The organism is Rathayibacter sp. SD072 (genome assembly GCF_017355185.1).
In the GTDB taxonomy this organism is placed as follows: domain Bacteria; phylum Actinomycetota; class Actinomycetes; order Actinomycetales; family Microbacteriaceae; genus Rathayibacter.
The window spans coordinates 1-19,596 of record NZ_JADILJ010000044.1 but is presented as its reverse complement, the minus strand read 5'-3'; the positions used below and the strand labels follow the sequence as shown (position 1 = coordinate 19,596).

The following is a 19,596-nucleotide window of genomic DNA, read 5'->3' as shown; positions in this document are numbered from 1 at the left end:
ACGCGCAAGTGCTGGTTCCCGATCCGTCCATTTGGTCGAGTAGCGGGATGCAGGAAATCACCTACGCGTCCAAGTGCATCGTGACGACGGACGCCGTCGCCGACGCGCTCCTCGAACTGGTCACCGCGATCAACCGGCACGACCACTCCGAGGCGGTGACCGTTCCCGCGTTCACCGACGAGGGCGACCTCATCGACGCGCGGATGACGCTGGATGCGAGCAGCGAGCTCGTGGCCGTGCCGGTGGAGCTCGGCATCGACCAGGACCCGTCGGTCGCCGAGGCGCTGGAGGCGGCCGTGGCCGACCTGCGCCGGCGCATCGCCCGGAACCGGCCCGAGAACTCCTTCGTCGCGCAGCCCATCGCCCTGCCGGACGGCGAGCGCGAGACCGTCGACTTCGACGACTTCTGACCCGCGCCGCGGCGGCCTGCTCCGCCCCGTGCCGATCGAGCAGGCCGCCCTGCGGCCCCGCTTCTGCTGATCGAGCAGGCCGCCTCGCGGCCGTATCGAGATCCACGTCCTCCGGACGCCGGACCCCGCCGCCCGATCAGCTGACGGGCGTCAGGAGATCCCGTAGCTGAAGTCCAGGTCGTACCCCGACTGGTCGCCGTCCCAGGTGAACTCGACCGGAGCGTCCGGGTGCTCCTCCAGACGGACGCTGCTCGCCGGAGTGATCAGCGCGTGCACGAGGCCGCGGTTCAGCGACGCGAAGCCGACCCACCTGCCCACGCTCGAGACGCCGTCCAGCAGTGCCGAGCGCAGCGCGTCCAGGTCGGTCTCGGGCGCCAACGTGTAGTCGAAGCCGTCGAGCGTCAAGCGCGTCACAGCCATCCAGGTCCTCCTCGGGTGCTCCCTCACGGTAGGTCGGAGTGGCACCCCGGGCGAGACGGTTGACTTCCCCTCCTCCGCCTCGGTAGAACTCGGCCTCGGTGGTGCTGCGCGTCGCAGACGGGCCGCCGCCGGGACGACCGCCCCGCGGGACCAGCTGCTCCGGCGGCGCTCAGCGGCTCGCGGCGGCGAGCAGCTCGCGCGCCTCGGTGCTCTCGGGGTACTGCACCAGCACCCGTTCGAGGTCCCGCCGCGCGGGCGCGCGACGCCCGTCGGCGAGGTGGGTGCTGGCCCGCTCGAACAGCGCCTCGGCCCGCAGCTCGAACGGACGGGCGGTCGTGACGTTGGGCCGCACGACCTTGTCGAGCGCGTCCAGAGCGCTCTCGATGAGGCCCAGCTCGCGCAGCGCCGCCCCGCGTCGGATGAGCGCGGCCGCCGACGCCGCGTCGACGTTCACGATGCCCGCCGTCAGCACCGCCACATCGGCCCAGCGCCGACGGGCGGAGTAGAGGGACGCGAGCGCCGCGGCGGCGAGCGTCGAGGGAGGGAGGGTCTCGAGTGCCGCGGCCGCTACCGCGTGGTCGTCGGCTCCCGCGAGCTCCGCGAAGACCAGGCGCAGCGCTGCGACGTCCAGGGGGACCGTGACGTCCAGACCGGCGCTGAGGGGGAGGCGCACCGAGAGCGAGAGGCCGTAGCGCGCCAGGAAGGGATCGGACGCGGGGTCGTAGCGGGAGCGCACCAGCCGGCCCGCGATCCGCTGTGCCCGGTCGTCGTCCCCGCGGCCGAGTGCGTCGCGCGCGAGCTCGATCACGGCGGCGACCCTCGCGCCCTCGGGCGACGACGCCGTCGCCTCGCGCAGCTCGGCGGCGGGGGCGCCCGCGCGGACGAGGCGGATCAGCGCCGACTCCCAGGGCTGGGCGAGGGGGGAGGGCCGCACCAGACCGGGCCCGGAGGGCATGGACAGCCCGGCCGCCAGGCGGCTGCGGCGGGGTGCGCGAGCGGCATCGGCGTCGGCGACCGGCTGCAGCCGGGCCCGACCGAGAGGGCGGAGGGGACCGTCCTGGCGGAATCCGACTGCCACTGCGACCCTCCCGCACCTCGCGGAGAGCCCGGCCCCCGGGCTGCTCCGAAGGTCCGAGTTTACGGGCTCCTCCTGTCCGTTTCCCCCCGAACGGGAGCATTCGTCGTGGCGCGCAACGAACGGTCCGGCGGGGCGGATCTCAGGGCGGCGCAGCTCGGTCGCCGACCGCGGACAGCACGGAGGGCCCGCCGCGCGACGCGACGGGCCCTCCGGCGGCAGGCGCTACAGCCCCTGCGACAGCCGGTAGTACGCCGCGTTCGCGCGCAGCTCGTTCTCGAAGCCGCGGAGCGTGGTGCCCTCGTCGATGACGAGCAGCTCGACGCCGGCGATGCGGGCGAAGTCCTCCCACGCCTCCACGCCGATCTGCGTCGTCATGACCGTGTGGTGGGCCGCTCCCGCGGTGATCCACGCGGCGGCGCTGGTGCTGAAGTCCGGAGCGGGCTGCCAGACCGCGCGGCCGACCGGCAGGTGCGGCAGCGTCTGCGGCGGCTCGACGTTCTGCACGGCGTTCGCGACGAGGCGGAAGCGCTCGCGCACGTCGCTGAGCGCGACGACGACGGCGGGTCCCGCGTCCGCGGTGAAGACGAGGCGCACCGGGTCCTCGCGGCCGCCGATGCCCAGCGGGTGGATCTCGAGCGTGGCGCGCTTCGACGACAGCGACGGCGAGACCTCGAGCATGTGCGCACCGAGGATCAGCTCCTCGCCGGGCGTCATGTCGTAGGTGTAGTCCTCCATGAGGCTCGTGCCACCGGGGAGCCCGGCGCCCATGACGGCGGCGATGCGGATGAGGACGGCCGTCTTCCAGTCGCCCTCCCCGCCGAAGCCGTAGCCGTCGGCCATCAGGCGCTGCACCGCGAGGCCGGGGAGCTGGCGGAGTCCGCCGAGGTCCTCGAAGCTGTCGGTGAACGCCTCGAATCCGCCCTCCTCCAGGAACGAGCGCAGGCCGATCTCGACCGCCGCGCCGTAGCGGAGCGACTCGTGGCGCTCGCCGCCCGGGAGCAGCTCGGCGACCACGTCGTAGCTCTCGACGTACTCGGCGACGAGGGCGTCGATCTGCTCGGCCGTCGCCGCGTCGACGCGCTCGACGAGCTCGTTGACGCCCCAGGTGTTGACGCTGACGCCGAGGCGGATCTCGGCCTCGGTCTTGTCGCCCTCGGTGACGGCGACGTTGCGCATGTTGTCGCCGAAGCGGGCGACCTTCATGCTCTGCGAGGCGGCCCAGCCGGACGCGGCGCGCGACCAGATGCCGATCGACTCCGTCACGCGGGCGTCGCTGGCGTGGCCGACGACCGTCTTCCGCGGCACGCTCATGCGGCTGAGGATGTAGCCGTGCTCGCGGTCGCCGTGCGCGGCCTGGTTGAGGTTCATGAAGTCGAAGTCGATGTCCTGCCACGGCAGGGCCACGTTCGCCTGGGTGTGGAAGTGCAGCAGCGGCTTGGCGAGCGCGTCGAAGCCGTGGATCCACATCTTCGAGGGGCTGAAGGTGTGCATCCAGGTGATGACGCCCACGACGGAGTCGTCCGCGTTGGCCTCGATCATGGTGCGGCGGATCGTGTCGGAGCTCTTCAGCACAGGCTTCCACTCGATCGTGACGGGGATCGCGCTCGCCGCGTTCAGCTCGGCGACGACGGCCTGCGACTGCTCGGCGACCTGGCGGAGGGTGTCCTCGCCGTAGAGGTCCTGGCTGCCGGTCAGGAACCAGACGGTGCGCGTGGCGAGGTCGGGGATGATGCTGCCGGATCGGGGGGTGCTGGTCGTGCTCATGCGATGGCTCCGGTGGGGTTCTGTCCGTAGACGTTCTGGTAGCGGTCGAACAGGGCGTCGATCGACTCCTGCGGGATGGGGACGACCTCGCCGCCCTGACGCGCGAGGTGCACGGTGCGGGCGACGTCCTCGGCCATGACGGCCGCCTTCACGGCGTCCTTCGCGTCCTTGCCGATGGTGAAGACTCCGTGGTTCTGCATCAGGACCGCGCGCGAGCGGTGCCCGGTCAGGGTCGCGACGATGCCGCGGCCGATGGAGTCGTCGCCGATGATGGCGAACGGGCCGATCGGGATCTCGCCGCCGAACTCGTCGGCCATCGCCGTGATGACGCAGGGGATCGCCTCGGCGCGCGCCGCCCAGGCCGTGGCGTAGGTGGAGTGCGTGTGCACCACTCCGCCGACCTCGGGCATCTCGCGGTACACGTACGCGTGCGCCGCGGTGTCGCTGGACGGGCTGCGGTCGCTGCCGGCGCTGCCCGGGACGACGACGCCGTCGAGGTCGCACAGGATCATGTTCTCGGGCGCGAGGTCGTCGTACGAGACTCCGCTGGGCTTGATGACGAACAGGTCGGCGCCGGGCACGCGCCCCGAGATGTTGCCGCCCGTCCAGATGACGAGGCCGTAGCGGACGAGCTCGGAGTGCAGGCGGGCGACGTCCTCGCGGACGCGCGCGATCGCCTCCTCGGTGGCCGGATCGAAGGTCATGCGGTCTCTCCCTGTGCGGTGGGTCGGGTGTCGGTGAGGGTCTCGACGGCGGTCCGCTCGACGGCGAGGCCGGCGCGGTAGCGCTCGAGGTAGGAGGCGAAGCCGGCGACGTCGGCGGCGTCGGGGGCGACGCTGTCGAAGGAGTAGCCGCTGAAGACGCGGTCGGTGAGGTACGCGCTGAGGTCGCCCCCGCCGTCGCGGCGGAAGGCGGCGAGCACGGCGATGCCCCAGGGCCCGCCCTCGGAGGCGGTCTCGGCGACGGCCACGGGCGCGTCGAGCGCGCCGGCGAGGAAGCGCTGCGCGACTCCGGCCGTGCGGAACATGCCGCCGTGCGCGTACATCGCGTCGAGCTCGACGCCCTCCTCGGCGAGCACGCGCATGCCGAGCGCGAGGGTGCCGAAGACGCCGTAGAGCTGCGCACGGATGAAGTTGGGCAGCGTCAGGCGCGAGTCCGGGGTGCGGACGACGAGCGGACGGCCCTCGACCAGGCCCGCGATCGGCTCTCCGGCGAGGTGGTTGTAGGCGAGCAGCCCGCCGGCGTCGGCGTCGCCCTCGAGCGCCGCGCGGAACAGCGTGCCGTAGACGGCGTCGCTGTCGGCCGGGAGGCCCTGCGCCGCGGCGAACTGCGAGAACAGCCCGACCCACGTCGCGAGCTCGCTCGCTCCGTTGTTGCAGTGCACCATCGCCACGAGGTCGCCGGCCGGAGTCGCGACCAGGTCGAGCTCGTGGTGGACGCCCGCGAGCGGCCGCTCCAGGACGACCATCGCGAAGATGCTCGTGCCGGCGCTGACGTTGCCGGTGCGCGGGGCGACGGAGTTGGTGGCCACCATGCCGGTGCCGGCGTCGCCCTCGGGCGGGCAGAACGGCACGCCGGCCTGCAGCGCGCCGGTGGGGTCGAGCAGCAGCGCGCCCTCGGCGGTGAGCTCGCCGGCCTCGGCGCCCGCGGGGAGCACCTCGGGCAGCAGGTCGCGCAGCGCGGGGAGGCCGCGGCCGGCCACGAGGCCGTCGTACGCCTCGAGCACGGCGGCGTCGTAGTCGGTGGTCGCCGGGTCGGTGGGGACCATGCCCGATGCGTCGCCGACTCCGAGGACCTTCCGGCCGGTCAGCTTCCAGTGCACGTAGCCCGCGAGGGTCGTGAGGAAGTCGACGTCGGCCACGTGCGGCTCGTCGTCGAGGACGGCCTGGTGGAAGTGCGCGAGCGACCAGCGAAGCGGGATGTTGGCGCCGAACAGCTCGGTGAGCTGCTCCGACGCCGGACCCGTGCTGGTGTTGCGCCAGGTGCGGAACGGCACGAGCAGCTCGCCGCTCGCGTCGAAGGGGAGGTAGCCGTGCATCATCGCCGAGACGCCGAGCGCCCCGAAGGTGGTGGGAGCGACGCCGTGGCGCTGCTGCGCGTCGGCGACGAGATCGGCGAACGCCGACTGCAGTCCCGACCAGACGTCCTCGAGGGAGTAGGTCCAGCGCCGGTCGACGAACCGGTTCTCCCACTCGTGGCTGCCCGTCGCCAGAACGACCGACGGATCGGCGGCGTCGACGAGACAGGCCTTGATGCGGGTGGATCCGAGTTCGATCCCGAGGGCGGTCGCACCGCTCGTGATCGCGTCTCCACCGGGGGCGGAAGGGGGCCGTCGCTGGTCCATCGTGCTCCTCGCTCGGGCGATGTGACCGTTCACAAAGCCAGGAGTCAGAGTAGGCGACTCGCGTCCGGCTTGGCAACGAGGCCGCCGCGTGCAGAACCTCGGCTGTGCTCGTGCCTCAGCGATGATCGCGGCTGACGAGCAGCCTCAGCAGAGGTTCTGCTCAGCGGACGGAGCGCGCGGTCGACGCCCGCTCGACCAGCTGCGGCGCGACGGGCAGGTCGACCGCCGCGGTCTCGCCGCGCAGCTCCGCCAGCACGACGCCGATGGTGCGGCGGCCGACCTCGGCGAAGTCCTGGCGGATCGTGGTCAGCGGCGGCAGGTAGTGCGCAGCCTCCGGGACGTCGTCGAAGCCGATGACGCTCAGGTCGGCGGGCACCCGCACGCCGCGATCGGCGCACGCATGCAGGAGTCCGAGCGCCATCTGGTCGTTCCCGGCGAAGACGGCGTCGAGGTCCGGGACCCCGTCGAGCAGCCGCAGCCCCGCGCGGTAGCCGGACTCGGCGCTCCAGTCGCCCTCGATCACGCGGGCGGGCTCGAGTCCGTCCTCGGTGAGCCGCGTCGTGAATCCCTCGAGGCGCGCGTGGGCCTCGACCCAGTGCTGCGGTCCCGCGACGTGCGCGACCCGCCGGTGTCCGAGGGCGAGCAGATGCTCGGTGGCGAGCCGCCCGCCGGCGGCCTGATCGACCAGGAGTCGCGGATCCGCTCCGCGCCCGGCCGCGCCGAGGGTGACGAACGGCACCCCGATCGACAGGCTCTCGATGGCCTCGAGCGCGCGCTCCTGCGGCGCCAGCACGACGATCGCCTCGACGGACTCGCGCTGCAGGTGCTCCAGCCCGTCGGCGAGCGACTCCGCATCGGGCGACGCGACGTTGACGACCGGCACCCGGTAGCCGGCGTCGCGCGCCGCCTGCTCGATCGCGGCCATCGCGGTGGCGGTGCCGTAGAAGCTGTGACTCTCGGCGGCGAGGATCCCGATCAGCCCGCTGCGGCTCGTCGCCAGCGCCCGCGCCGCCGCGCTGGGCCGGAAGCCGAGGTCGCTGATCGCGGCGAGCACCCGCTCCCGGGTCCGCGGGCGCAGCTGAGGGCTGTCGTTGAGCACGCGCGACACGGTCTGGTAGGAGACGCCCGCCCGCACCGCGACGTCGCGGATCGTCGGCTGTCTCTCGGTCGTCATCCGCACACCGTAGCGCGGAGCCCACCTCCGCCCCGGGAGGGAGGCGGGTCCAGGGGGCCCTGCCTAGGCTGGCCGCGACGCGCACCGGGCGCGCAGCGAGCGAGCGGAGTCGTCATGGGTGGGAGTGCGATAGGAACGGCCGTGGCGCTGGTCGTCGGAGTGCTGGTCGTGGGGTCGGTGATCGTGCTGCTCCTGCAGAAGCGGAGCATGCTGAACGGGCCTGGCGGGCCGAGCGGTCCTGGCGGTCCCGGGGCGCCGGATCGGCGAGCGGGTGATGGAGGCGGCGGTGCCGCGACCGGATCGACGGACGGTCGCTCGGACGACCGCGCCGACACCGGGCCGGACGACGGCGGGTCGGGATCCTCGGACTCCGGCGGATCCTCGGGCGGAGGCGATGGAGGCGGCGGCGGAGGCGGCGGGGACTGACCCCCGCGCGCGTCAGCTGCGGTGGCCGACGGTGGCGAGGTAGAAGTCGACGCTGTCGCCGAGTTCGATGACGGTCAGCGGCAGGGCGCCGGCGCCGAGGAGGGCGAGGGCGGAGTCGGGGCGGGCGGAGTCGGTCGAGAGCATGGGAGGCCTTCCGGAGTCGGTGCGGACGGGGTGCGGGTCGGTCAGAGCGAGTGCGGCTCGTCGAGCGCGCGGAGGCCGACGTTGCTGAGGTAGCCGACGCCCTGCAGCACGCTGCCGGCGACGACGGTCGTGATGAACACGACCGAGAGGGCACCGCGGAGGGGAGCGGTGGCGATCCGGCGGAGGCGGTGCCGCGAGTCGGTCGGCGTGACGGCGGTCGGGAAGCGCGCTACGGACTCGGCGGTCGGAGCAGGCCGGGCGGCGGCCACCGGTGCAGTGCTGGCGGGTGCGGTGGCGACGGGTGCGGCGGCGATCGGCATCGGATCCTCCTCGGACGCGGAGCGCGGGGTGCGCTCCGACCTGCTCCACGATCCTCGGATCCGCGTGCCGCGTCGTCGTCCCGCAGGACCGACCGGGGTCATCCGCTCGCACGACATGCATTGCGCCATGCGGGTGACGCGCGGCGCTGGTGGGCTAGGGGGTCGGGTCGTCGCTTCGCGAGAAGGCGATCGCGACGAGGCGGCGCAGCACGTCGAGGTCGACGTCGTCGAGGGTGCGCACGTAGACGCAGCCGGCACCCTCCGTGAATCGGCCGAGCTCAGGGAGCAGCGCGGCTCCCTCGGGCAGGTCCTTGAGCCCGTAGAGCGAGAGCTGCGCCTTCCGCGGTGAGAACGCCGTCTTCGGCCAGACGCCGGTGCGGCGCGGATCGGAGGGGGACACGTAGCGGTGGCTGCCGAAGCCGACCATCGACGGCCCCCACATCACCGGTTCGGCGCCGGTGGCCTCGCGGAAGAGCGCGGCGAGCGCGACTCCGTCCTCACGACGGCGGGCCGGAACAGCCGCCGCGAGGAACTCGTCGACGCTCGCGTCGGTGGGGCCGGTCTTCTGCGCGCTCATGCTCCGAGGGTGCCACCTCGGGACGCTCGAGTCTGCGGAAGTCCGAGTCCGCGGAAGTTGTCGTCCTCGAGCTCGAGGACGACAACTTCTGAGGGGTGGGCGGGGTGCGCGGGCCGCAGGTCGTCGGGCGGGCGTTCGAGTCCGCGAGAGTTGTCGTACTGGGCCTCGAGTACGACAACTTCTGAGGAGTCGAGCCGGACGCGACGCGCACCCGGACGCGACGTCACCCCGTCAGTACCAGCGGCCCGTCCTCCGTGATCGCGAGCGTGTGCTCCGTGTGCGCGGCGCGGCTGCCGTCGGCGGTGCGCACGGTCCAGCCGTCGGGGTCCATCCGGATGCGCGACGTCGTCTTCGCCCACCACGGCTCGAGCGCGATCACCATGCCGGGCCGCAGCCGGTAGCCGCGGCCCGCGCGCCCGTCGTTGGGGATGTGCAGGTCGCCGTGCATCGTGCGGCCCACGCTGTGCCCGCCGAACTCGAGGTTCACCGGGTACCCGGCGGAGGCGGCGACCGCGCCGATCGCTGCCGACAGGTCGCCGACGCGGTTGCCCGGCACGGCGGCCGCGATGCCGGCCGCGAGGGCGTCGCGGGTCGAGCGGATCAGCTCCTCGTCGCTCCGCTCGGCTCGCCCGACGATCGTGGTCACCGCGGCATCGGCCACCCAGCCGTCGACCGAGACGGCGAAGTCCAGGCTCAGCATGTCTCCGTCGCGCAGCCGGTAGTCGTGCGGGAGCCCGTGCTGCGCCGCGTCGTTGACGGAGGTGCAGATCACGTTGCGGAAAGGCCCGTTGCCGAACGAGGGCGCGTAGTCCCAGTAGCACGAGACGGCTCCGCGCTCGTCGACGGCCCGGCGGGCGGCCTGCTCGATCTCGAGCAGGTTCATGCCCACCTCGGCGCGGGCGGAGAGGGAGGCGAGCGTGTCGCGGACGAAAGCGCCCGCCGCGCGCATCTCGTCGATCTCGGCGGGGGTGTGCAGCTCGATCATGCCGGTATACTAATACCGCATTACGGTATGAAAATACCACTCCACCCGCACCGCCCGATCGAAGGAGTCCGCCGTGATGGTCCGCGCACCCCTCACCCCCGAGCAGCTCGAGGCCGGCCGCCGGCTCGGCGAGACGCTCCGGCGCGCCCGCGGAGCCCGCACGCTCAACGAGGTCGCCGCGACGGCCGGGCTCTCGCCCGAGACTCTCCGCAAGATCGAGACCGGCCGCCTCCCGAGCCCGGCCTTCGGCACCGTCGCGGCCCTCGCCGCGGCGCTCGACCTCTCGCTCGACGCGCTCGCGCTCGAGTGGGCCGGCGCCACGACCCGGGTCGTGCGCCGGGCCTAGGCCCCCAGCTGCTCCCGCCAGTCCGCGGGCAGTCGGTCGGCGGGTCCGGGCGCGGTCTGGTCGAGCGGGTGCTCCTGCGGATCGGCGAGGCGGGGTCCGTCGGCGTAGTCGCCGGTGCGGTAGTCCCAGAACCAGTCCTCGCCGGGCTCGAAGCTGCGGATGACGGCGTGCCCGGTCGACTCGAAGTGCGCGGTCGCGTGGCGGTTCGGCGAGTCGTCGCAGCAGCCGATGCGCCCGCAGAGCGCGCATCGGCGCAGGTGCACCCACCACGCTCCGGTGCGGTCGCACTCGACGCAGCCCGCGCCGGAGGGAGGGACGGAGGGGTCGATCATCGACGTCGCGGTCATGCCACCAGTGTGCTCCGTCGCGGGTGCGAGCTCACGCTCGGAAGGGATCAGCCTCCGGCCCGCAGGCGTGCGAAGGCCTCGTCGACCATCGCGCGGAAGTCGGCGTCCTCGTGCGCGGCCCACTCCTCCCACACCACGTCGACCGCGGCGAGGCCGGCGGCGGCGAGCACCCGGGCGGTCAGCGGCTCGACGCCCCGCGCGGCGATCGCGTCGGCGAGTGCCTCCGCTCCCTCGGCCCGGCGCTCGCGCAGCCGCGCCTTGAGCGCGAACTCGCTCGAGATCAGGCGGAGTCGCGCCCGGTAGACCTCGGGCTCGCGCACCGCCACGACGACGACGGGCTCGACGGAGGCGCGCACCAGCTCCCAGCCCGAGAGCGCGGCGTCGGCGGGCAGAGCGCGGACGGGAGCGGCGTAGTCGACGCGGTCGCCCTCGACGGCGGCGACGACCACGTCCTCCTTGCTGCGGAAGTAGCGGAAGAAGGTGGCGCGCGAGACGCCGGCCTCGCGCGCGGCCTCCTCGACGGTCACCGACGAGTAGCCGCGCTCGAGGAACACGGCCAGCACGGCGTCGGCGAGCTCGGCGCGCAGGAGGGCGCGCGTGCGGTCGCGGAGCGGTGCGGTCATGCGGTCAGCCTAGGAGCCGCGGCGCGGAGGCCGCGGCGCCCGGCTCAGTTCGCGGCCGAGATCTCGAGCGCGATGCCGTCGGGGTCGCGGAACTCGAGGATGCTCTGCGGGCCGGTGTCCTTGATCGGCTCGTGCGCGATGCCGAGCTCGTCGAGCACGGCGACGGCGGCCTGCAGCTCGTCCGGTCCGGCGACGGCGAAGCTCAGGTGGTCCAGGCCCACGCGGTCCTCGTCGAAACGGTCGCCGGCGGCGGCGACGGGGCGCAGGCCCAGCAGTCCGCCGGGGAAGGAGTAGATCACTCCGCCGAAGAGGAAGGCCAGCTGCTCCTGCTCGTCGGCGGGCGCGTCGGCCGGCGGTGCCTCGAAGGCGACGTCGAAGCCGAAGACGGAGTCGTAGAAGGCGCGCGAGACGTCGATGTCGCGGACGGTGAGGCGGATGTGGGCGTAGTCCACGGCGGGGATGGGCATGCGGGGTCCTTCCGGAGGCGGCGGGCCGGAACGCCTGCCGAGAGGTCTTCGGAGCCGAGGTGTCTCAGGAGGGGGTCCGATCCGCGGTTGAGACTCAGTCTCAGGTGAGATATTCACTATCACGGCACCGACGCCGCCCCGACCGAAGGAGACCCGCATGACCCTCACCTCGAAGAACACGCTGCAGGAGTGGCTCGACGACGCCGTCGGCGGTCCGATCCTCCGCGGGATCCTCGCCCAGGGCGGTCGGTCGGAGGAGGCGCTGCGTCCCGCGGCGAGCCTGTCGCTGCGCGCGATGGTCGAGCTCGGCGGCGGTGCGTTCCCGCAGGAGCTCGTCGACACTCTCGTGAAGCAGGCGAACGGCGGCGTGATCCCGCCGGAGGAGACGGAGGAGGAGGCGCAGGACCGCTCCGGCCGCTTCGTCGGCAAGACGGTCGTCGTCACCGGTGCCGGGTCCGGCATCGGCCGTGCGACGGCCCGCCGGATCGTGCGCGAGGGCGGCCGGGTGATCGCGGTCGACGTCGTGCCGACCGGGATCGAGGCGCTCGCTGCAGCCTCGCCGGAGGGCTCGATCGTGACCGTGACGGCCGACATCACCTCGACGGACGGGGTCGCCTCGATCGTCGCCGCGGCCGGCGAGCGGATCGACGGCCTCGCCAACATCGCCGGGATCATGGACGGGATGACCCCGCTGCACGAGACCGAGGACGCGCTCTGGCGCCGGGTGTTCTCGGTGAACGTCGACGGCACCTTCGCGCTCAGCCGCGCGGTGCTGCCGGCGATGCTCCAGGCCGGTCGCGGAGCCATCGTGAACGTGGCGTCGGAGGCGTCGCTGCGCGGCAACGCGGCCGGCACCGCCTACACGGCGTCCAAGCACGCGGTCGTGGGCATCACGAAGAGCTCCGCGTTCCTCTACGGGCGCTCCGGCATCCGCACGAACGCGGTCGCTCCCGGCCCCACCGCCACGGGGATCGAGGGGGCGATGTCGAGCGACTTCGCCCGCGAGCGCCTCGCACCGTTCTTCGCGCTGATCCCGCCGGTGGTCGAGGCCGACACGATGGCCGCGTCGATCACCTGGCTGCTGAGCGACGACTCCGCGAACGTGAACGGGATCGTGCTGGCCTCGGACGGCGGCTGGTCGGTGCAGTAGCGCCTGTGTGGTCAGGGCGGCCTGTCGGCCGGGTGCGGGAGCGACAGTACATCGGACCGTGTACTGTCGCCGCATGAGCACGGCGACCCTCACTCACACCGCCGCCCTGGCCCGGCTGGGTTCGGCGCTGTCGGATCCGACCCGCGCGAGCATCCTGCTGACGCTGCGGGAGGCGCCGGCCTTCCCCTCCGACCTCGCCGAGGCGCTCGGCGTCTCGCGGCAGTCGATGTCCAACCACCTCGCCTGCCTCCGCGGCTGCGGGCTGGTCGAGGCGGTCCCGGAGGGGCGCCGCACCTGGTACCGGCTGGCCGATCCGCACCTCGCGGACGCCCTCGGCGACCTGCTGCGCGTCGTGCTGTACGTCGAGCCCGACTGCTGCTCCGGCGACGGGTGCACCTGCTCGTGACCGCGATCGCCGAGCCCCGCCGCGCGCTGCTGCTGCGCCGCGTCCGCCTGATCGTCGCCGTGACGATCGGCTACAACCTCGTCGAGGCGGTCGTCGCCCTGAGCGCGGGAGCCGCCGCGTCATCGACGGCGCTGATCGGCTTCGGGCTCGACTCCGGCATCGAGGTGCTCTCGGCCGCGGCGGTCGCGTGGCAGTTCTCGCGCCGCGATCCCGAGCGCTACGAGCGCGGAACCCTGCGCGTGATCGCCGTGGCGTTCTTCGCGCTCGCCGCCTACGTCGCCGTGTCGTCGATCCTGTCGCTGGCGGCCGGCAGCGAGCCTGCGATCAGCCCGCTCGGGCTCGCGATCACCGCGCTGAGCGTGGTCGTGATGCCGTTCCTCTCGCTCGCCGAGCGGCGCGCGGGGCGGGAGCTCGGCTCCGCCACCGCGGTCGCCGACTCGAAGCAGACCCTCGTCTGCACGTGGCTGTCGGCGGCGGTCCTGATCGGGCTGGCGCTCAACGCCCTGCTCGGCTGGTGGTGGGCCGACGCCGTGGCCGGGCTCGTGATCGTCGTCTTCGCGGTGCGCGAGGGGATCGAGGCGTGGCGCGGCGACGCGTGCGCCACCTCCGTCGGCATGCTGCTCGAGGAGGAGGGGCGCTGAGGCTGCCCAGCGTCCCCCCACCGCCGTCGGCGATGCTCGCGGCATGACCCTCTCGGTGCCCGACGCCCTCGTCCCGCTCGCGCTGCGGCTCGCCCGCGCTAACCGCACCTTCGTCACGGAGGAGGGGGCCCGGCGGCGGATCCGCGAGGCGCAGCTGCGGCCCGCCCCGTACGGACCGCCGGCGCGCCTCGCCTCCGGGATCCGCGTCGACGTCGAGCACGTGGACGGCTGGCCGGTGTACACGCTGCGCCCGCGCGGCCGCGTGCTCGGAGGCGCGGTGTACGCGCACGGCGGCGGCTGGGTGAACGAGATCCACCCCCAGCACTGGCGGCTCGCCGCTCGGATCGCGGCGGACGCGTCGCTCGCCGTGACCCTGCCGATCTACCCGCTCGTGCCGTTCGGGACGGCGCGCGAGGCCCGCGACGGGGTGCTCGCCCTGGTGCGCAGGAGCCTGGACCGGTACGGCCCGACCTGCCTCGCGGGCGACTCCGCGGGCGGTCAGATCGCTCTGTCGACGGCGCTCGCGCTGCGCGACGAGGGCGTGGTGCTGCCGCGGACCGTGCTGATCTCGCCCGCCCTCGATCTGTCTTGGAGCAACCCGCGCATCCCGCTCGTGCAGCCGACGGATCCGTGGCTCGGCACCCCCGGCGGGCGTGTGCTCGCCGAGCACTGGCGCGGCGACCTCGACCTGCTCGACCCGGCGGTCAGCCCGCTGTTCGGCGACTACGCGGGGCTGGGCCCGCTGACCGTGTTCACCGGCACCCGCGACGTGCTGAACCCCGACGTGCACCTGCTCGCCGAGAAGGCGGCCGCGACGGGAGTGCCGTTCGAGCTGCACGAGGCGGTCGGGCAGCTGCACGTGTACCCGCTGGTGCCGACGCGGGCGGGCCACCACGCGCAGCACGACCTGATCGAGGGCCTGAGCCGGGCGGTGCGGCGAGGCGACCCGCAGAACTCAGGCTGAGCGGCCCGATCCGGGGGCGATCCGCTCCGATCGGCCCGCTCAGCCTTCGTTCTGCAGCTCGTTCGTGGACGACGACGGGTGAGAGCGGCCTGACCGTCATGACGGCAGTTCACGGCAAGGCCCCTCCCATGTGAGCATCGTGGAGAGGCTGGGGAGGGGGGCGATTGGTCGAAACGCTACTGGAGGCCCCTGGTTCCGAGGAGGGGTGGCGCGGACCGTCGTGGCTCCAGGGAGAGGCCTCCTTCGGTGACGTCGACCGTCAGCCCGGCGCCAGCACCCGGAACGTCAGCGACAGCGCCGCGTCCTCCACCGGCACGCGGTAGCGCTCGGGCAGCGCCGGACCGCACGAGGCGCTGCCGACGCCCTGCTGCCGCGCGTCGAGGTTCAGCAGCACGCGCCCCGAGTCGCGCAGCTCGTGCGGGTGCGCCGCCGCGGCGAGGTCCTCGCTCGACCAGCGCCGCGCGGTGAAGTCGAACAGCCCTGTCACCTCGAGCGTCGGAAGCCCTGCCCCCGAGAGCGCCAGCCGCCGCGTGCCCACGTGGTTCCCGTTCTCCTGCGGCACCACGTACGGCGTCTGCAGCGCGTCGATGCTCGAGCGCCAGAGACCGAGACGGGAGGCGCCGACGGTGTCCGCGTAGGACTCGCCGGGGCCGTGGCCGCGCCACTCCGCGTCCGCGTAGGCCGGCAGCCCCATTCGCAGACCGAGGCGCGGCGGAGTGACCGAGAGGTGTCCGTAGGCGGTGTCGCTCCAGTCGCCCGTGAACGAGAATCGCGCATCGAGGTGCACCGCGTCGCCGTCTGCCGTCCAGGTCAACGTGCTGACGACGGCGAGCGTCCGCGTCGCCGGGCCGCTGCGCGTCACGACCGTGACGGAGTCGGCGCTCGCCGCCACCTCGAGGGTGCGGTGCACGATCCGGTCGAGTCCCGCAGCGACCCAGTCGGCGGCCAGGGCGTTCAGCACGCCCTGGCCGCGGTCGTTCTCGGTCGGGGCGCGCCACAGATCGAGGCGGGGCCCGTCGACGGGGAGCCCCGCGAGCTCGAGCAGGGCGCCGGTCCGGGCGTCGAGGGAGGCGGCGCCGACCTGCAGGCGCTCGCCGACGACGACCGGGAGCGGGACCCCCCATGCGGCGGCGGCCTCCGGCACCAGCACCGCCTGCCCCCACGCGACCTCGTGCCCCTGCGGGGCCCAGGACGCGGGATCCGCGAGCTCCGCCGTCACGGTCAGCACCCGCTCGCCGTCCCCCTCCGGAGCGACGGGCGCCGCGACCGTCACGGACCCCCGCGCGGTCACCGCCGGCACGTCGAGCACGCCCTCCGCGACCGTCGCCCCGTCGTCCGCGATGCTCCAGCGGAACAGCAGCGCGGAGGTGTCGACGACGTCCTGCCGGCTGCGCACGGTCACGGTCGCGGCCGTCACGTCGAGCACGACGGGGGAGTAGGCGCGCGCCAGCGAGGCGAGGCCGGGTGACGGCGTCCGGTCGGGGAAGAGCAGTCCGTCGATGCAGTAGCTGCCGCCGTTGGGCGAGAAGTCGATGTCGCCGCCGTGGCGGAAGCCCCGGGCCGCGCGGAAGCCGTGGTCGATCCACTCCCAGACGAAGCCGCCGACCATGCGCGAGGACGACTCGAGGATCCGCTGGTACTCGTCCAGCGATCCCGGCCCGTTGCCCATCGCGTGCCCGTACTCGCAGAGCACGAACGGCAGGCGGCGGCGCCGGACGTCGTCGAACGATCCCGGCACGACCCCCTCGGGAGTCGGCTCCCGTCGCTCCGCGATCACCTCGAGATCGCTCAGCGACGGGTACATCACCGAGTACACGTCCGAGTCGCGGTAGCTCGGATCGCGCTCGTAGTGGATCGGCCGGGTCGGATCGAGCTCCAGCACGACCCGCCGCAGCTCGTCGAAGGCCTCGCCGACCATGCTCTCGTTCGCGAGCGACCACATCACGATGCTCGGGCGGCTCCGGTCGCGGGCGACCATGCGCGTCACGCGGTCCACGAGCGCGTCGCGCCACCGCGGATCCGTCGGCGGGTTGCCCTCCCACCCCGCGTAGATGAAGCCGTGGGTCTCGATGTCGCACTCCTCGAGCACCCAGAGGCCGAGCTCGTCGCAGAGGCGGACGAAGGCGGGGTGCGGCGGGTAGTGCGAGGTGCGGACGGCGTTGACGTTCGCCCGCTTCATCAGCTCGATGTCCAGGCGCATCGTGGCCTCGTCGAGCGCGCGGCCGCGGTCGGGGTCGTGCTCGTGCCGGTTCACCCCGCGCAGCCGCACCGGCACTCCGTTCACGGTGAAGACGCCGTCGCGGATCAGCACGGTGCGGAAGCCGATGCTCAGCTCGATGCGCTCGCCCGCGGCCTCGAGCGTGCCGCGGTACAGGCGCGGCGACTCCGCGCTCCACGGCTCGGCCGCGACCGACACGGCCTCGCCCGCCGTCGTCTCGATCCCGAGCTCCGGCACGCGCACCACTGCGGCCACCGGTCCGCCGTCGGCGTCGAGGGCCTGCACGAGCAGGGTGCCCGTGCCGTCCCGCCAGTCGGCGGTCACCACGACGTCGTCGACCGCGCCGTCGGGACGCCAGAGCAGCTCGACCTCGCGGAAGATCCCGGGCAGCCACCACATGTCCTGGTCCTCGAGGTAGCTGCCTGCCGACCAGCGCTGCACCCGCACGGCGAGCAGATTCGATCCGCGGCGCAGCGACGAGGTGACGTCGAACTCGAACGGCAGGCGGCTGCCGGTCGACCAGCCGAGCTCGACTCCGTTCAGCACCGCGGCCCCGCAGGAGTCGACGCCCTGGAACCGGAGGACGGCACGGCCGCCCTCCGGCCAGTCGGCGGGGAGGTCGAAGCGGAGGCGGTGGTCGCCGGTCGGGTTCTCGTCGGGCAGGTGCGGCGGATCGAGCGGGAAGGGGTAGGCGGTGTTCGTGTAGAGCGGGTCGCCGTGGCCCTCGAGCACCCAGTGCGACGGGATGCGGAGCAGGTCCCAGTCGGAGTCGTCGAGGTCGACGTCCGCGAACGAGGGCCCGGTGCCGGCGGCGGTCGGCGCGAGCCGGAACCGCCACTCCCCGTCGAACCGCAGCCGCGGCGCGTCGCTCGGCACGTCCGCGCGGGGCCGCCGCCGCCCGCGTCCCGGCGCCGTCTCCTCCCAGTACGCGGCGGCCTCTCGCGGAGCGGACCCGGCGTCAGAGCCCACCGGTCAGCCCTTCACCGATCCGGCCGCCAGGCCCGCCATGATCTGCTTGTTCAGGAACAGGTAGAGCACGAGCATCCCGAGGATGTTGATGCTGATCGACGCGAACAGCGGACCGTACTGCGTCGATCCGTACTCGTCGCTGAAGTTCAGCAGCCCGACCTGCACCGTGGCGAGCTCGTCGTTCGTGGTGAACGTCAGCGCGATCAGCAGGTCGTTCCAGACCGCGAAGAACTCGACCAGCGCGATGGTGATGATGGCGTTGCGCATCATGGGCACGCCGACGCGGAAGAACGCGGTGATCATGCTCGCGCCGTCGATCGCCGCCGCCTCGAAGATCTCGCGGGGGATCGCGCGGAAGTAGGCGGTCATCAGGAACACCGTCAGCGGCAGTCCCATCACCGTGTAGGTGATGATCAGCGGCCAGAGCGAGTTCGTCAGCCCGGTGCGGAAGTACACGGTGAACAGCGGGACCAGGATCATCTGCCCCGGGATCATGATGCCCGCGATGAACAGCAGCAGGACCGTGTTGCGGCCCTTCCACACGAGAACCTCGAGGGCGTACGCGGCCGCGACTCCGAGCGCGATCATCAGCGCCAGCGAGGGCACCGTGACCAGGACGCTGTTGCGCAGGTTCGTCGCGAGGTCGCCCTCGGTCAGCGCCGAGACGTAGTTCGAGAAGTCCAGGCTCTCGGGCAGGGCCCAGGTGGGGTTCGCGAAGAACTCGTTCTGCGTCTTGAACGAGCCCATCACGATCCAGAAGATCGGATACGCCTCGACGACGACGAGCAGCGCGATCAGCGCGCGGCCGATCCAGCGGCGGGTGCCCCGGCCGAGGCGGCGGGCCTGACGGTGCGGGCCCGCGGGGACGGAGGGGCGGACGCGGGCGGCGGGGCGCGGGAGGGTTCCGATGGACACCTCAGGCCTCCTTCGTGTTGTCGCGGCGCGACGATCGGAAGATGAAGAGGGTGACCAGGAAGCACATGATCGTCAGCACGAGGGCGATCGTCGAGCCGTACCCGTAGTCGGAGTAGCTGAAGACGGTCCGGTACATGTAGAGCGTCAGCGGAGTGGTCGAGCTGCCCGGTCCGCCGTTGTTGAGCGCCAGGAGGGTGTCGAACACCTTGAGCGTGTTGTTGAAGCTGAAGATGACGGAGGAGAGCAGCACCGGCAGCGAGAGCGGGATGACGATCGAGCGCACGAGGCGCCAGCCGGTGGCGCCGTCCAGGCGGGCCGACTCGAGCGTCTCCTCGGGGATGTCGACGAGTCCGGCATAGAGCAGGATCGCGAAGAAGCCCATCGAGCGCCACAGCTCCATGCCGACCGCCACGGCGAAGGTGCCCTCGGCGGTGGCGAACCAGTCGATGCCGTCGAGTCCGAAGACGCCCAGACCGGCGTTGACCGGCCCCTCCTGGCTCCCGACCGCGAACATGCTCTTGAACAGCAGCGCGACGGCGACGGTCGGCAGCACGGTCGGGAAGAACACGACGGTGCGGACGAACGAGGACGAGTTCTTGAGGACGAACACGTAGAGCAGCGCGAGCGAGTAGCCCAGCACGACCTGCCCCACGGTGATCACGATCGAGTAGCGGACCGTGAACCACAGCGCCTCGAGCGCCTGCGGATCCTGGACGAAGCGCACGAAGTTGGCACCGCCCGCGAACTCGAAGCCGCCGAGCGGGTTGCCGGTGAAGAAGGTGAGCCCGAGCGACCAGAGCACCGGGACGAGCTTGATGAGCGTGTAGACGGCGAGTGCCGGTCCGAGAAGGATCAGGATCGCCTTCTTGTCACCCAGAACGCTGTTCACGGGAGTCCTTTCGACGTGC

General features: G+C 72.9%; 23 protein-coding genes. 7 read left to right on the top strand and 16 right to left on the bottom strand.

Features of this window, described 5'->3' with window-relative positions; genetic code table 11:
• Positions 1-47: 47 nt before the first annotated feature.
• Positions 48-410, top strand: a complete 363-nt coding sequence (locus tag IOC53_RS15225; protein ID WP_207406993.1) for a hypothetical protein — start codon at positions 48-50, stop codon at positions 408-410.
• A 150-nt stretch (positions 411-560) separates the two neighbouring features.
• On the opposite strand, the gene IOC53_RS15220 is transcribed toward IOC53_RS15225, so the two are convergent.
• From IOC53_RS15220 to IOC53_RS15195, 6 genes are all read right to left on the bottom strand, one after another.
• Positions 561-830 carry a hypothetical protein gene (locus IOC53_RS15220; protein ID WP_207406992.1) on the bottom strand — a complete coding sequence of 90 codons (270 nt, stop codon included), beginning with the start codon at positions 828-830 and terminating at the stop codon, positions 561-563.
• 169 nt (positions 831-999) lie between these two features.
• The gene (locus IOC53_RS15215) at positions 1,000-1,908 is read right to left on the bottom strand and encodes a tol-pal system YbgF family protein (RefSeq protein WP_207406991.1); all 909 of its coding nucleotides are present in this window, start codon (positions 1,906-1,908) and stop codon (positions 1,000-1,002) included.
• A 222-nt stretch (positions 1,909-2,130) separates the two neighbouring features.
• The gene (araA, locus tag IOC53_RS15210) at positions 2,131-3,672 is read right to left on the bottom strand and encodes an L-arabinose isomerase (RefSeq protein WP_207406990.1); all 1,542 of its coding nucleotides are present in this window, start codon (positions 3,670-3,672) and stop codon (positions 2,131-2,133) included.
• The gene (locus IOC53_RS15205) at positions 3,669-4,376 is read right to left on the bottom strand and encodes an L-ribulose-5-phosphate 4-epimerase (protein ID WP_207406989.1); all 708 of its coding nucleotides are present in this window, start codon (positions 4,374-4,376) and stop codon (positions 3,669-3,671) included. The genes araA and IOC53_RS15205 overlap by 4 nt, the downstream gene beginning before the upstream one ends.
• A complete protein-coding gene (locus IOC53_RS15200) occupies positions 4,373-6,016 on the bottom strand; it encodes a xylulokinase (RefSeq protein ID WP_207406988.1) in 1,644 nt (547 codons plus the stop codon). Before IOC53_RS15200 ends, IOC53_RS15205 begins: the two co-directional genes overlap by 4 nt.
• Positions 6,017-6,176: 160 nt before the next feature.
• Positions 6,177-7,190, bottom strand: coding sequence for a LacI family DNA-binding transcriptional regulator (locus IOC53_RS15195; protein ID WP_207406987.1), 1,014 nt, complete (start codon positions 7,188-7,190; stop codon positions 6,177-6,179).
• 141 nt (positions 7,191-7,331) lie between these two features.
• Here IOC53_RS15195 and IOC53_RS15190 point away from each other — a divergent pair, with 141 nt between their 5' ends.
• Positions 7,332-7,616, top strand: a complete 285-nt coding sequence (locus IOC53_RS15190) for a hypothetical protein (RefSeq protein ID WP_207406985.1) — start codon at positions 7,332-7,334, stop codon at positions 7,614-7,616.
• Between the two features lie 12 nt (positions 7,617-7,628).
• Here the strand turns inward: IOC53_RS15190 and IOC53_RS19295 are convergent, their stop codons facing one another.
• The 4 genes from IOC53_RS19295 to map form a co-directional block, all read right to left on the bottom strand.
• Complete coding sequence (locus IOC53_RS19295; protein WP_278250089.1) at positions 7,629-7,760, bottom strand: hypothetical protein; 132 nt, start codon at positions 7,758-7,760, stop codon at positions 7,629-7,631.
• 41 nt (positions 7,761-7,801) lie between these two features.
• Positions 7,802-8,080, bottom strand: coding sequence for a hypothetical protein (locus IOC53_RS15185; RefSeq protein ID WP_207406983.1), 279 nt, complete (start codon positions 8,078-8,080; stop codon positions 7,802-7,804).
• 154 nt (positions 8,081-8,234) lie between these two features.
• Positions 8,235-8,657 (bottom strand): DUF1801 domain-containing protein, encoded by a 423-nt coding sequence (locus IOC53_RS15180; protein WP_207406981.1) that lies wholly within the window; start codon positions 8,655-8,657, stop codon positions 8,235-8,237.
• A gap of 223 nt (positions 8,658-8,880) precedes the next feature.
• Positions 8,881-9,642 carry a type I methionyl aminopeptidase gene (map, locus tag IOC53_RS15175; protein ID WP_207406979.1) on the bottom strand — a complete coding sequence of 254 codons (762 nt, stop codon included), beginning with the start codon at positions 9,640-9,642 and terminating at the stop codon, positions 8,881-8,883.
• Between the two features lie 76 nt (positions 9,643-9,718).
• Between map and IOC53_RS15170 the strand changes: the two genes are divergently transcribed.
• Positions 9,719-9,988, top strand: coding sequence for a RodZ family helix-turn-helix domain-containing protein (locus IOC53_RS15170; RefSeq protein WP_207407017.1), 270 nt, complete (start codon positions 9,719-9,721; stop codon positions 9,986-9,988).
• On the opposite strand, the gene IOC53_RS15165 is transcribed toward IOC53_RS15170, so the two are convergent.
• From IOC53_RS15165 to IOC53_RS15155, 3 genes are read right to left on the bottom strand one after another with little or no spacing between them, the layout of a single operon-like run.
• Positions 9,985-10,335, bottom strand: coding sequence for a UBP-type zinc finger domain-containing protein (locus IOC53_RS15165; RefSeq protein WP_207406977.1), 351 nt, complete (start codon positions 10,333-10,335; stop codon positions 9,985-9,987). The genes IOC53_RS15170 and IOC53_RS15165 overlap by 4 nt on opposite strands.
• A gap of 47 nt (positions 10,336-10,382) precedes the next feature.
• Positions 10,383-10,958 carry a TetR family transcriptional regulator gene (locus tag IOC53_RS15160; protein WP_207406975.1) on the bottom strand — a complete coding sequence of 192 codons (576 nt, stop codon included), beginning with the start codon at positions 10,956-10,958 and terminating at the stop codon, positions 10,383-10,385.
• Positions 10,959-11,002: 44 nt separating this feature from the next.
• Positions 11,003-11,425, bottom strand: a complete 423-nt coding sequence (locus IOC53_RS15155) for a VOC family protein (RefSeq protein WP_207406973.1) — start codon at positions 11,423-11,425, stop codon at positions 11,003-11,005.
• A gap of 157 nt (positions 11,426-11,582) precedes the next feature.
• On the opposite strand from IOC53_RS15155, the gene IOC53_RS15150 reads away from it, so the two are divergent.
• From IOC53_RS15150 to IOC53_RS15135, 4 genes are all read left to right on the top strand, one after another.
• Positions 11,583-12,575: an SDR family NAD(P)-dependent oxidoreductase gene (locus IOC53_RS15150; protein WP_207406971.1), complete on the top strand. Its 993-nt coding sequence runs from the start codon at positions 11,583-11,585 to the stop codon at positions 12,573-12,575.
• A 73-nt stretch (positions 12,576-12,648) separates the two neighbouring features.
• Entirely contained in the window at positions 12,649-12,981 is a 333-nt protein-coding gene (locus IOC53_RS15145) for a helix-turn-helix transcriptional regulator (protein ID WP_207406969.1), read from the top strand.
• Positions 12,978-13,622, top strand: coding sequence for a cation diffusion facilitator family transporter (locus tag IOC53_RS15140; RefSeq protein WP_207406967.1), 645 nt, complete (start codon positions 12,978-12,980; stop codon positions 13,620-13,622). The genes IOC53_RS15145 and IOC53_RS15140 overlap by 4 nt, the downstream gene beginning before the upstream one ends.
• A gap of 43 nt (positions 13,623-13,665) precedes the next feature.
• Positions 13,666-14,586, top strand: coding sequence for an alpha/beta hydrolase fold domain-containing protein (locus IOC53_RS15135; RefSeq protein WP_207406965.1), 921 nt, complete (start codon positions 13,666-13,668; stop codon positions 14,584-14,586).
• A 259-nt stretch (positions 14,587-14,845) separates the two neighbouring features.
• Here IOC53_RS15135 and IOC53_RS15130 read toward each other — a convergent pair whose 3' ends face one another.
• The 3 genes from IOC53_RS15130 to IOC53_RS15120 form a co-directional block, all read right to left on the bottom strand.
• On the bottom strand, positions 14,846-17,773 hold the full coding sequence (locus tag IOC53_RS15130) for a glycoside hydrolase family 2 TIM barrel-domain containing protein (RefSeq protein WP_207406963.1): 2,928 nt from the start codon (positions 17,771-17,773) through the stop codon (positions 14,846-14,848).
• Positions 17,774-17,776: 3 nt separating this feature from the next.
• Complete coding sequence (locus IOC53_RS19535; RefSeq protein WP_307786218.1) at positions 17,777-18,688, bottom strand: carbohydrate ABC transporter permease; 912 nt, start codon at positions 18,686-18,688, stop codon at positions 17,777-17,779.
• Between the two features lies 1 nt (position 18,689).
• Positions 18,690-19,596, bottom strand: a 907-nt coding sequence (locus IOC53_RS15120; RefSeq protein ID WP_242683394.1) for a carbohydrate ABC transporter permease, incomplete at its 5' end; no start/stop codon positions are given.

Excerpts from the sequence above, each read along its gene's own strand:
- IOC53_RS15225 (WP_207406993.1), top strand. The coding sequence starts at position 48 with ATGCAGGAAATCACCTACGCGTCCAAGTGCATCGTGACGACGGACGCC.
- IOC53_RS15220 (WP_207406992.1), bottom strand. The coding sequence starts at position 830 with ATGGCTGTGACGCGCTTGACGCTCGACGGCTTCGACTACACGTTGGCG.
- araA (WP_207406990.1), bottom strand. The coding sequence starts at position 3,672 with ATGAGCACGACCAGCACCCCCCGATCCGGCAGCATCATCCCCGACCTC.
- IOC53_RS15205 (WP_207406989.1), bottom strand. The coding sequence starts at position 4,376 with ATGACCTTCGATCCGGCCACCGAGGAGGCGATCGCGCGCGTCCGCGAG.
- IOC53_RS15200 (WP_207406988.1), bottom strand. The coding sequence starts at position 6,016 with ATGGACCAGCGACGGCCCCCTTCCGCCCCCGGTGGAGACGCGATCACG.
- IOC53_RS15195 (WP_207406987.1), bottom strand. The coding sequence starts at position 7,190 with ATGACGACCGAGAGACAGCCGACGATCCGCGACGTCGCGGTGCGGGCG.
- IOC53_RS19295 (WP_278250089.1), bottom strand. The coding sequence starts at position 7,760 with ATGCTCTCGACCGACTCCGCCCGCCCCGACTCCGCCCTCGCCCTCCTC.
- IOC53_RS15185 (WP_207406983.1), bottom strand. The coding sequence starts at position 8,080 with ATGCCGATCGCCGCCGCACCCGTCGCCACCGCACCCGCCAGCACTGCA.
- IOC53_RS15180 (WP_207406981.1), bottom strand. The coding sequence starts at position 8,657 with ATGAGCGCGCAGAAGACCGGCCCCACCGACGCGAGCGTCGACGAGTTC.
- map (WP_207406979.1), bottom strand. The coding sequence starts at position 9,642 with ATGATCGAGCTGCACACCCCCGCCGAGATCGACGAGATGCGCGCGGCG.
- IOC53_RS15170 (WP_207407017.1), top strand. The coding sequence starts at position 9,719 with ATGGTCCGCGCACCCCTCACCCCCGAGCAGCTCGAGGCCGGCCGCCGG.
- IOC53_RS15165 (WP_207406977.1), bottom strand. The coding sequence starts at position 10,335 with ATGACCGCGACGTCGATGATCGACCCCTCCGTCCCTCCCTCCGGCGCG.
- IOC53_RS15160 (WP_207406975.1), bottom strand. The coding sequence starts at position 10,958 with ATGACCGCACCGCTCCGCGACCGCACGCGCGCCCTCCTGCGCGCCGAG.
- IOC53_RS15155 (WP_207406973.1), bottom strand. The coding sequence starts at position 11,425 with ATGCCCATCCCCGCCGTGGACTACGCCCACATCCGCCTCACCGTCCGC.
- IOC53_RS15150 (WP_207406971.1), top strand. The coding sequence starts at position 11,583 with ATGACCCTCACCTCGAAGAACACGCTGCAGGAGTGGCTCGACGACGCC.
- IOC53_RS15145 (WP_207406969.1), top strand. The coding sequence starts at position 12,649 with ATGAGCACGGCGACCCTCACTCACACCGCCGCCCTGGCCCGGCTGGGT.
- IOC53_RS15135 (WP_207406965.1), top strand. The coding sequence starts at position 13,666 with ATGACCCTCTCGGTGCCCGACGCCCTCGTCCCGCTCGCGCTGCGGCTC.